This is a genomic window from Micromonospora phytophila (assembly GCF_023656545.1).
In the GTDB taxonomy this organism is placed as follows: Bacteria; Actinomycetota; Actinomycetes; order Mycobacteriales; family Micromonosporaceae; genus Micromonospora; species Micromonospora phytophila.
Map to the genome: position 1 here is coordinate 1 of NZ_JAMOKF010000200.1, position 10,303 is coordinate 10,303.

10 protein-coding genes and 2 pseudogenes are annotated in these 10,303 nt (G+C 74.3%); 4 read left to right on the forward strand and 8 right to left on the reverse strand.

Translation table 11 applies throughout. From position 1 onward, the window contains the following. The 7 genes and pseudogenes from NCC78_RS21035 to NCC78_RS21065 form a co-directional block, all read right to left on the reverse strand. Positions 1-194, reverse strand: a pseudogene (locus tag NCC78_RS21035) (phage shock envelope stress response protein PspM); the annotation flags it as partial. Positions 195-216: 22 nt separating this feature from the next. Beyond that, positions 217-1,089 (reverse strand): PspA/IM30 family protein, encoded by an 873-nt coding sequence (locus tag NCC78_RS21040; RefSeq protein WP_250796471.1) that lies wholly within the window; start codon positions 1,087-1,089, stop codon positions 217-219. A gap of 278 nt (positions 1,090-1,367) precedes the next feature. Continuing rightward, the gene (locus NCC78_RS21045; RefSeq protein WP_250796472.1) at positions 1,368-1,814 is read right to left on the reverse strand and encodes a helix-turn-helix domain-containing protein; all 447 of its coding nucleotides are present in this window, start codon (positions 1,812-1,814) and stop codon (positions 1,368-1,370) included. A 149-nt stretch (positions 1,815-1,963) separates the two neighbouring features. Beyond that, positions 1,964-2,527 carry a CinA family protein gene (locus tag NCC78_RS21050; protein WP_250796482.1) on the reverse strand — a complete coding sequence of 188 codons (564 nt, stop codon included), beginning with the start codon at positions 2,525-2,527 and terminating at the stop codon, positions 1,964-1,966. A 113-nt stretch (positions 2,528-2,640) separates the two neighbouring features. Then, positions 2,641-3,234: a CDP-diacylglycerol--glycerol-3-phosphate 3-phosphatidyltransferase gene (gene pgsA, locus NCC78_RS21055; RefSeq protein ID WP_250796473.1), complete on the reverse strand. Its 594-nt coding sequence runs from the start codon at positions 3,232-3,234 to the stop codon at positions 2,641-2,643. Positions 3,235-3,311: 77 nt separating this feature from the next. Continuing rightward, a complete protein-coding gene (rimO, locus tag NCC78_RS21060) occupies positions 3,312-4,865 on the reverse strand; it encodes a 30S ribosomal protein S12 methylthiotransferase RimO (protein WP_250796474.1) in 1,554 nt (517 codons plus the stop codon). A gap of 127 nt (positions 4,866-4,992) precedes the next feature. Beyond that, positions 4,993-5,916 (reverse strand): ornithine cyclodeaminase family protein, encoded by a 924-nt coding sequence (locus NCC78_RS21065; RefSeq protein WP_250796475.1) that lies wholly within the window; start codon positions 5,914-5,916, stop codon positions 4,993-4,995. Between the two features lie 228 nt (positions 5,917-6,144). Here NCC78_RS21065 and NCC78_RS21070 point away from each other — a divergent pair, with 228 nt between their 5' ends. Both NCC78_RS21070 and NCC78_RS21075 read left to right on the forward strand, forming a co-directional pair. Continuing rightward, a complete protein-coding gene (locus NCC78_RS21070) occupies positions 6,145-6,459 on the forward strand; it encodes a DMT family transporter (protein ID WP_250796477.1) in 315 nt (104 codons plus the stop codon). Between the two features lie 137 nt (positions 6,460-6,596). Next, on the forward strand, positions 6,597-6,842 hold the full coding sequence (locus NCC78_RS21075; RefSeq protein WP_250796478.1) for a hypothetical protein: 246 nt from the start codon (positions 6,597-6,599) through the stop codon (positions 6,840-6,842). Between the two features lie 190 nt (positions 6,843-7,032). Here NCC78_RS21075 and NCC78_RS21080 read toward each other — a convergent pair whose 3' ends face one another. Continuing rightward, entirely contained in the window at positions 7,033-9,486 is a 2,454-nt protein-coding gene (locus NCC78_RS21080) for an FtsK/SpoIIIE family DNA translocase (protein WP_250796480.1), read from the reverse strand. A 114-nt stretch (positions 9,487-9,600) separates the two neighbouring features. On the opposite strand from NCC78_RS21080, the gene NCC78_RS21085 reads away from it, so the two are divergent. Continuing rightward, positions 9,601-10,080 carry a type III secretion system chaperone family protein gene (locus tag NCC78_RS21085; RefSeq protein WP_250796481.1) on the forward strand — a complete coding sequence of 160 codons (480 nt, stop codon included), beginning with the start codon at positions 9,601-9,603 and terminating at the stop codon, positions 10,078-10,080. Further along, a pseudogene (locus tag NCC78_RS21090) lies at positions 10,077-10,303 on the forward strand (YbjN domain-containing protein); the annotation flags it as partial. The gene NCC78_RS21085 and the pseudogene NCC78_RS21090, both read left to right, overlap by 4 nt.

The following is a 10,303-nucleotide window of genomic DNA, read 5'->3' on the forward strand; positions in this document are numbered from 1 at the left end:
ACCCACCGCCATGCGGCGAGCACCAGCGCGCCGCCCGCCCCGGCGGCCCAGGCCGCGTCCGGCAGACCCAGCCCGGCGTACGGGGTCAGCACGGCCGCGGCGCCGCCGAGACCTCCGGCCGTCACGCTCCACCGGCGCGCGGACCGCCGCAGCCGGCCCAGCTGCCGGAAGTACCGCGTACGCTCGTCTGTCACGTCTGCCTCCTCGACCAGCCGCTCAGCCGGCGGCGGTGGTGTCGCCGGTGCCCCGCTCCCGGCTCATGGTGCCCCGGATCTCGTCGAGCCGGGCCGCGGCGGCCGGGTCGGCGGCCGGCCCGGCGGGCTGGACGCGCTCGACCGCGGGCCGTTCCTGCTTGCCGCCGAGCTGCTCACCGGCCATGCTCGAACGGATCTGCTCCAGCCGGGCGGACCCGGCCGAGTCGAGGGTCGCCTTCTGGATCTCCAGCATCCGGCCCTCGGCGGAGTTGCCGGCCAGCTCGGCGCGGCCCATGGCGGTGGCGTACCGCTGCTCGATGCGGTCGCGCACCTCGTCCAGGGTGGGGGTGGTTCCGGGCGCGGTCAGCGCGGACATCGACTCCAGCGAGCGGGCCACGCTCTCCTGCATCTTGGCCTGCTCCAGCTGGCTGAGCAGCTTGGCGCGCTCGGCGAGCTTCTGCTGGAGGATCATCGAGTTGTTCTCCACCGCCTTGCGCGCCTGAGCGGCGGCGCCGAGCGCCTGGTCGTGCAGGGTCTTCAGGTCCTCGGTGGCCTGCTCGGCGGAGACCAGCTGGGTGGCGAGCGTCTGCGCGGACTGCTCGTAGCGACCGGCCTCGGCCTCGTCGCCCCTGGCGCGGGCCTGGTCGGCCAGGACCAGGGCCTGACGGGCGTTGGCCTGGAACCGCTCAACCTCGGACATCTGCCGGGAGAGCTTCATCTCCAACTGCCGCTGGTTGCCGATCACCGCCGCGGCCTGCTGGACGAGCGCCTGGTGCTGGCGCTGGGCCTCCTCGATGGCCTGCTGGATCTGCACCTTCGGATCGGCGTGCTCGTCGATCTTGGAACCGAAGAGCGCCATCAGATAGTTCCAACCCTTGACGAACGGGTTCGCCATCTCCGCGGTATCCCCTCAGTAGCGTCGCTCCGCACCGACCGCACCGGACGCGACCGGCCGGCTGCGGCGCGGCGGTGCCTCCATCGTCCCAGGCGTACGCCAGCCCGGCATCCGCACCGGCGAGCGCCGACGCCGTCCGCGATCAAGCCTACGCGGCGCGGACGGTGTCGACCACGGAGCGCGAAACGGGCATCGGGCGCGGAAGCACGGCCGGACCCGCGACGGGACGCCGAGAGACGGGCGGCGCGACGACGGAGCGCGGCGCGGGAAGGGGAGGATCAGGCGGCGCAGACCACGTCGCGGTCGCCCGAGCGGACCCGGGAGCTGCGCAGGGTGGCCTTGAGCGGCGAATCCTGCCGGACCTGGACGGCGACCTTGCCGTCCGAGCTGACCTGGTGAACGCTGCGGTTGGTGGCCTTGCGCACGGCGGGGCCCACCGGGGCGGACTCGACCGGCTCGTCCTGCACCTGCATCAGCACGCCCGGCATCTGCTCGGCGAGCGCGACGGTGTCGCTGACCTCACGCAGCAGCTCGGACAGGCGCGCGCCGAGCGCGTCGCAGATGGCCGCCAGCAGCTCGCTGGAGGGCTCCTTATGCCCGCGTTCGATCTCCGACAGGTAGCCGAGGCTGACATTGGCGGCGGAGGAAACCTCGCGAAGGGTGCGATGCTGCCCCTGCCGGCGCGCCCGCAGTGCGTCACCGATCACCCGGCGTAGCAGGACCATCCGCACCTCCCCCTGAGGGACACCACCACTGTTCCGCACGACGGTCCGGCGCGTCGCGCCGACCCCGACCGCCGGAGCCTTCCCGCAACCGTACCCGCTGCCGGCCCCGGCGACATCCCGCCCCGCCTGTCGGACACCGGGCGCCCGGCTCACCGGCAGCCCGCGCCGGCGGCGTCGGGCTGGTCGCCGGAGAGCTCCCCCCGGTCGACGGCGTGGATCCGCCCGGCGAGCAGCCGCAGCGCCTCGATCACCGCCGCAGAGCGGATGTGGTCCCGGCCACCGTTCAGGTCGAGCTGGTGCACGACCGTGCCGGACGGCCCGGCCACCGCCACGTAGACCAACCCGACCGGCTTGCCGTCCTGCGGCTCCGGGCCGGCCACCCCGGTGGTGGCGAGGCCCCAGTCGGCCCCGCAGCGCCGCCGCCCACCCTCGGCGAGCGCCACCGCCACGTCCGGGTCGACCGGGCCACGCTCGGCCAGCAGCTCCGCGGGTACGCCGGCGAGCTGCGACTTCAGCTCGGTGGCGTAGACCACCAGCCCGCCCTGGAAGACCCCGCTCACCCCGGCGATCTCGACGATCGAGGCGGCCAGCAGACCGCCGGTCAGCGACTCGACGGTCGCCAGGGTCTCCTGCCGCTCGGCCAGGCTGTGCACCACGCCCGCCGCCGGACTTCCCACCGGCCGGGCACCCGCACCGTCACTCTCCATGCCCAGGATCCTTCCCTGCCCCGTCCGCCCTACTCATCCCGCCCGCGATCCGTCGATCATGGCGGAGTCTCCGATCGTCGGACCACCCGTCCACCCCATGATCGCCGGCGGGGGCGAGGTCAGCGGGCGGGGCGGCGCAGGCGGAGGGCCTGGGCCACGTAGTCGAAGCCGGTGAGCACGGTGACCAGCACCGCGGCGGCCATGATCCAGGGGCCGACCGGGACGAGGAGGGCCGGCATCGGCCAGAGGTACCAGGTGATGGCCAGGATCTGGAGCGCCGTCTTGATCTTGCCGCCGCGGCTGGCCGCGATGACGCCGTGCCGGATCACCCAGAAGCGCAGCGCGGTGATGCCCAGCTCGCGGGCGAGGATCACCGCGGTCACCCACCAGGGCAGCCGGTCGTACCAGGAGAGCAGCAGCAGCGCGGCGCCGGTGAGCGCCTTGTCGGCGATCGGGTCGGCCACCTTGCCGACCGAGGTGACCAGGGCGAACCGGCGGGCGATCCAGCCGTCCACGAGATCGGTCGCCGAGGCGACGACGAAGATCAGGCAGGCGGCCGTCTGCCAGCCGGCGTGGCGCATGCCCGAGACGACCACCACCGCCGCGAAGACCGGCACCAGCACCAGCCGCAGCGCGGTGAGCGCGTTGGCGGCGTTGACCACCGGCACCCCGGCCACCACCGGCGCCGGCGTCGAGTCCGTCGCGCCGGTCATCGCCGCGCCCCGCTCCGGCCGCCGTGGCGCACCTGACTCCCCACCACGTGGCTCCCCCGCTCGCTCCCGGCCCGTCGTCACCGTGCCGCGCCGGGCGCCGCCGAGATCATCTCATCCGGGACGGCGACGAGGTCCACCCCTTCGGTGCCGGTGACCGTCGCCCGGACCAGGTCGCCCGGGCGCAGCGCGGCCAGGTCCACCCCACCGGAGGCCGGGGCGACCAGGGTGGTCGAGCCGTCGACCTCGGGGGCCTGGTGGGCGGCCCGACCCTCGACCACGCCGTCGGCGACCGAGTCGACCAGCACCTCGACCGTGGAGCCGAGCCGGTCCTCGGCCCGCTGCGAGCAGAGCTCGTCGGCGAGCGCGCTGAGCTTGTCGTAGCGGCGCTTGATGGTGGCGGCGGAGACCTTGCCGGGCAGCCCGGCCGCCTCGGTGCCGTCCTCGTCGCTGTAGTCGAACATGCCGATCGCGTCGAGCCGGGCCTCGGTCAGGAAGCGCACCAGCTCGTCGACGTCGGCGCGGGTCTCACCCGGGAAGCCGACGATGAAGTTGCTCCGGGCGCCAGCCTCCGGGGCCAGGGCGCGGGCGCCGGCCAGCAGCTCCAGGAACCGGTCGGTGGAGCCGAACCGGCGCATCCGGCGCAGCACCGGCTCGCTGGAGTGCTGGAACGACAGGTCGAAGTAGGGGGCCACGCCGGGCGTGGTGGCGATCGCCTCGACCAGGCCCGGCCGGGTCTCGGCGGGCTGGAGGTAGCTGGCCCGCACCCGGACGATGCCGTCGATCGCGGCCAGCTGCGGCAGCAGCTTCTCCAGCGCCCGGGGGTCGCCCAGGTCCTTGCCGTAGGAGGTGGAGTTCTCGCTGACCAGGACCAGCTCGCGCACGCCGGTCTTGGCCAGCCACTCGGCCTCGGCGAGCAGCTCGTCCGGCGTACGCGAGACGAAGGCGCCGCGGAAGGCGGGGATGGCGCAGAACGCGCAGCGTCGGTCGCAGCCGCTGGCGAGCTTGAGCGAGGCGACCGGCCCGGTGTCGAGCCGGTGGCGCAGCACCTGACGCAGGTGCGCCGGGGTGTGCTCGTCGGTCTGCGTCGGGGTCCGGGTCGGCGTGCCGTGCCCGGGCAGCACCACGCCGCTGTCCCGGCGGGCGACCGGGGTCAGCGGCAGCAGCTCGCGCCGGTCCCGGGGGGTGTGCGCGCCGATCTGCTCGCCGGCCACCACCGCGTCCAGCCGGGCGGCGATGTCCGGGTAGTCGTCGAAGCTCAGCACGGCCTGCGCCTCGGGGAGGCTGTCGGCCAGCTCGCGGCCGTACCGCTCGGCCATGCAGCCGGCGGCGACCACCTTCGCGCCGGTGTCGGCGGCGGCCAGCAGGGTCTGGATGGAGTCCTGCTTCGCCTTCTCCACGAAGCCGCAGGTGTTGACGACCACCACGTCGGCGCCCTCGCCGTCGGTAGTCACCTGCCAGCCGTCGGCGTGCAGCCGGGCGGCCAGCTCCTCCGAGTCGACCTCGTTACGGGCGCAGCCCAGGGTCAGCAGGGCGACGCGGCGGCCGGCGGCGGCGGACGACAGCTCCGGGTCGCGGCGCGGCGCCGGACCCGCCGAGCCGGAGTTGTCGGAAGGGGAGGTGGCAGACACCATCCGAGGGTACCGGGCGGGCCGGCGGGGACCGTCAACGGCGGGCCGCCCGCATCGGCCGGCTCACACCCGTGGCCGGAGCCCGGTGGGCTCAGACCGCCGCGGCGCCGACCCGGACCAGCCGGTGGGCTCAGACCGCCGCGGCGCCGACCCGGACCAGCCGGTCGAGGAGGAAGACCTCCGTGCCGGCCAGGCCGGTGGAGCAGAAGACCGAGACCTGGTCCGCGCCGGTCCGGCCGGGCGCCGCCCCGGCCAGCACCGTGCCCAGGTCGCGCAGCCGCTCGGCGTACGGCGGCAGCGCCGCGAGCATCGGCGGGGCGTACGCGGCCGCCTGGGCCGGTGAGTCGGTGACCAGCACGTCGGCGGCGTCCAGCAGGTCGGTGCCGAACTCGTGCCGGTCGAGCTGCTTGAAGCCGACGGTGTTGACGTGGGTGCCCGGGGCGAGGTCGGCGGCGTCGAGCACCGGGGTGACGCTGGTGGTGGCGAGCACCACGACGTCGCGGTCGCGCACCGCCGCCCGGGCCGAGTCCACCGCCCGGGCCGGAACGCCCAGTTCGGCGCGGACCCGGGCGGCGAAGGTCTCGCGCCGGGCGGCCGAGCGGCTGTGCACGGTGACCTCACGCAGTGGCCGTACCGCGGCGGCGGCCCAGACCTGCGTCCACGCCTGCCGTCCGGAGCCGATCACGCCCAGCGTGGCGGCGTCCGGCCGGGCCAGGGCGTCCACGGCGACGCCGCCGAGCCCGCCGGTACGCCGGGAGCCCAGCTCCTCGCCGACGGCCACCGCCCGAACCGCCCCGGTGCGCCCGTCGTGCAGCACCACCACCTGCTCGCCCCGCGGGTGCCCGAACGTGTCGTACGAACGGAAGCCGTACCACTCGCCGGTGAGGTGGCCGGCGGTGAGCACCATCCGTCCCCCGTCCAGCGGGGCGGCGGCCCGGGGCGGGGCCACCAGGCGGCCGGCGTGCGCGGCCAGCAGGGCGTCCCGCATGGCCGCCACCGTGGTGGCGGCGTCCAGCGCGGCGGTGACCTCGGGGTCGGAGAAGAGCAGGGTCATGGGCCGATACTGCAAGCTGAAGTCAAGTTCAGGTCAACGGACGGTGGCCGGCGTCACGCCCGCCCGGCCCCGCCGGCCAGAGCCACCGTCGACCGCCGTGGCCGGGGGCTTCACGGCCGCCCCCGGACGAGTGGTGGGCGTACCCGGTCCGCGACGGCGTCCCGCGATGTGTGCAGACTCGACTCGTCCCGAACCGGTGGTCCGGGCGCGCCCGCGGAGGAGACGTCGATGGCCTGGATCGTGCTGGTGATCTCCGGACTGCTGGAGACGGCGTGGGCCATCGCGTTGGACCGCAGCGCCGGCTTCAGCCGGCTCGTCCCGTCGGTCGTCTTCGCGGTGACCCTGGTGCTCAGCATGGCCGGCCTGGCGTACGCGCTGCGCGACATCCCGGTCGGCACGGGCTACGCGGTCTGGGTCGGCATCGGGGCGGTCGGCACCGCGCTGGTCGGCATGCTCGCGCTGAACGAGCCGGCCAGCCTGCCCCGGATCGTCTCCCTGCTGCTGGTGGTCGCCGGCGTGGTCGGCCTGAAGGTCTTCCACTGAACCGGCGGGCCGTTTCCCCGCTTGCCTGCCGCACTGCCGGGTGAATGCCGCCCGGTACGGCCGGGACAGGCGTGACGAGCGACCACAGTGGGTAGACCTCGCCCTGGCACCGCAGGCTCTCACCCACGGAGGCAGACATGGCCAACATGCACTCGACCGCCCGCCCGCGCAGCAACGCCGCCCGCATCTGCACCATCCTGGGCTTCGTCTTCGCGGTCCTCGCGCTCCTGCTCAACCCGATCATCTTCGGCGTGATCGGCGTGGTGCTGGGCATCGTCGGCGCCGTACTGGGTGACAAGCCGCTGGGCTGGTACGCCGCCGCCGCCAACGTGGCCGCCATCATCATCAGCCTGCTGATCATCAACGCGATCGTCAACAACTGACCGCCGCCGCTCCCCCACCTGACGGGCCCGCCGGACCACCGGCGGGCCCTCGCTGTTCCGCACACCGGTGAGCCGGCGCACCGCGCGGGCCCGACACCGGTGACCCGGGCGCTGCCCGGGCCCGACACCCGCGATCCGGGGCCCCGCCAATCCCGACCAGCGAGCCGGCGCACTGGCCGGGCCGGACGGGCTACTCCTCGCCGCCGCGCAGGCCCGTCAGGACCTCTTCCAACTCGTCCGGCTTGACCAGCACGTCCCGCGCCTTGGAGCCCTCCGACGGGCCGACCACGCCCCGGGTCTCCATCAGGTCCATCAGCCGGCCCGCCTTGGCGAAGCCGACCCGCAGCTTGCGCTGCAGCATCGAGGTCGAGCCGAACTGCGAGGTGACCACCAGCTCGACCGCCTGCACCAGCAGGTCGAGGTCGTCGCCGATGTCCTCGTCGATCTTCTTCTTGCTGTCCTGCGCGGGGGCCAGCACGTCCGGACGGAACTCCGGCTCGCGCTGGTCCTTGCAGAACTTCACCACGTCGGAGATCTCACGCTCGGTCACCCAGGCGCCCTGGATCCGGACCGGCTTCGAGGCGCCCATCGGCAGGAACAGCCCGTCACCCCGGCCGAGCAGCTTCTCCGCGCCCGGCTGGTCGAGGATGACCCGGGAGTCGGCCAGCGACGAGGTGGCGAACGCCAGCCGGGACGGCACGTTCGCCTTGATCAGACCGGTGACCACGTCGACCGAGGGGCGCTGGGTGGCGAGCACCAGGTGGATGCCGGCCGCCCGGGCCAGCTGGGTGATCCGGACGACCGAGTCCTCCACGTCACGCGGGGCCACCATCATCAGGTCGGCCAGCTCGTCGACGATCACCAGCAGGTACGGGTAGGGACGCATCTCCCGCTCGCTGCCCGGCGGGGCCTTGATCTCGCCGTTGCGCACCTTGCGGTTGAAGTCGTCGATGTGCCGGACCCCGTTGGCGGCGAGGTCGTCGTAGCGCATGTCCATCTCGCGGACGACCCAGTCCAGCGAGTCGGCCGCCTTCTTGGCGTTGGTCACGATCGGGGTGACCAGGTGCGGGATGCCCTCGTAGCCGGTCATCTCGACCCGCTTCGGGTCGATCAGCAGCAGCCGCACCTCGTCCGGGGTGGCCCGGGTGAGGATCGACACCAGCAGCGTATTGAGGCAGCTCGATTTCCCGGCACCAGTGGCGCCGGCGATCAGAATGTGAGGCATCTTCGCGAGATTGGCGACCACGTAGCCGCCCTCGATGTCCTTGCCGAGGGCCACCACCATCGGGTGGTGGTCGCTGGTCGCGGCCCGGGAGCGCAGCACGTCGCCGAGCGCCACATTCTCGGGATCGGTGTTGGGGATCTCCACCCCGACCGCGCTCTTGCCCGGGATCGGGCTCAGGATCCGGACGTCCGGCGACTTGACCGCGTACGCGATGTTGCGGGAGAGCTGGGTGATCCGCTCGACCTTGACGCCGTGCCCCAGCTCGACCTCGTAGCGGGTGACCGTCGGGCCCCGGGTGAAGCCGGTGACGGCGGCGTCCACGTCGAACTGGTCGAAGACGCCGGTCAGCGCCGCGATGACCTCGTCGTTGGCCTTGCTCCGGGTCTTCGGCGCGGCGCCGCCGCTGAGCATGTTCGCCGGCGGCAGGGTGTAGTCGCCGGACAGGCCGGTCAGCGCGAGCTGCTCGGCCCGGGTGGGCGCCGGTGAGTGCTCCGGCGGCTCCACCGGCCGGCGGCTGGCCGGCACCTTGCCCGGGGCCTTGCGGGGCAGCACGATGGTGTCCTGGAGGTCCACCCCGTCGAGGTCGTCGTCGAAGTCGTCCGGGTCGAGCGGCGGCGGCATCCGCTTGGCGGGGCGCTTACGGGCCGGCTTGGCGGACGCCTCGTCCTCCTCCTGCGCCGGCGGTGCGCCGACCACCGCGCCAGCCAGCAGGCCGAGCCGCTCGGGGATCTTGTTGATCGGGGTCGCGGTGACCACCAGCAGGCCGAAGAGCAGCAGCAGGACCAGCAACGGCACGGCGACCCAGGCGGTGACCGCCCGCTCCAGCAGGCTGCCGACGCCCGCGCCGACCAGGCCACCGGCGAAGTCGCGCTGGACCGCGTCGACCGGCTCCTGTCCGATGTGCAGCAGCGCGGCGGTGGCGACCAGCATGGAGCTCCAGCCGACCAGCCCCCGCCCGCGGTGCTCCGGGTCGGCGGACTCCCGCATCAGCCGCCAGGCGCCGATCATCAGCAGCACCGGCACCACCACGGCGATCGCGCCGAGGAAGAGCCGGACGCTGTCGGCCAGCCGGGCGCCGACCGGGCCGGCCCCGGAGAACCAGATCGCCACGGCGCTGAGCAGGGCCAGACCGAAGACGAGCAGCCCGGCGCCGTCGCGGCGGTGCTCCGGGTCGAGACCCCGGGCCGACGCGGCCTGCCGGCCGGCGGCCCGGACGGCCCAGCCCACGCTGTGTGCCAGGCCCATCCACAGTGCGCCGACGGCGCGCCCGACGTAGACGGCCGGGCCCGGGCGGGCCGCCGTGGTGCGGCGCCGGGCCGGCCCCCGGGTCTTCTTCGCCGGCTGGCGGGCACGGCTGTTCGTGGTGCCACGCGGCGACGCGCCGCGTCGCCGGCTCGCCTGAGAGGTACGGCCCGCCATAGAGTCACCGTAATGGCGGGACCCGGCAGATCGCCGCTTTTCCGGGTCGTGTCCGCGCGTCGCAGCCCGGACCCCGCCGCTCGCCGTGATATCTGCCTCAGAAGGGATGCCCCCATGGCGTCGCCGGGAATCGAGGACGGTTCGGACGGCCCGCTGGCCGGGCATCCGGGGGCGCTGCGGCCGCTGACCGGCGAGCTGATCGCCGCCGTGCTCGACAGCCGGGGGTACGTGGTCGAGAGCGACCCGGACGGTGACCTGGTCGGCCGGTGGGACGACAGCCTGATCTGGTTCCTGCGCCCGGGCGCCGCCAGGGAGCTGCTCCAGGTGCGCACCATCACCGCACCGACCTTCCCGATCGAGTACGTCCCGGCGCTGCACGCCTTCTGCAACGCGTGGAACCACGACCGGCTCTGGCCCAAGGCGTTCGTGCACGTCGACGACGACGGGCGGGCGCGGGTCTGCGGGGAGGTCATCACCGACCTGGAACGCGGGGTCACCGCGCACCAGCTCGACCAGTTGCTCGACTGCGGCATCGCGACCGGCTGCCAGCTCGCCGTCGAGGTGGCCCGGCTCCCGGGCGGGGTGGTGGCGTGAGCCGGCCCGGACCGACCGGGTGGGACGTCGAGCCGACCCGGTGGCGGGCGGGCTGGGCAGGCGGGCGCCACGACCCGGCCCCGGCCGAGGCGCTCGCCGACGCCCTCGACCGGCCCGACGGCGAGGACCGGACCGCCGAGCTGGAACGGATCGCCGCGCACGCCGACGCCACCGGCGACGACCGCTGCGCGGTGCGGGCCCGGTTCGCGCTGATCGAGGCGTA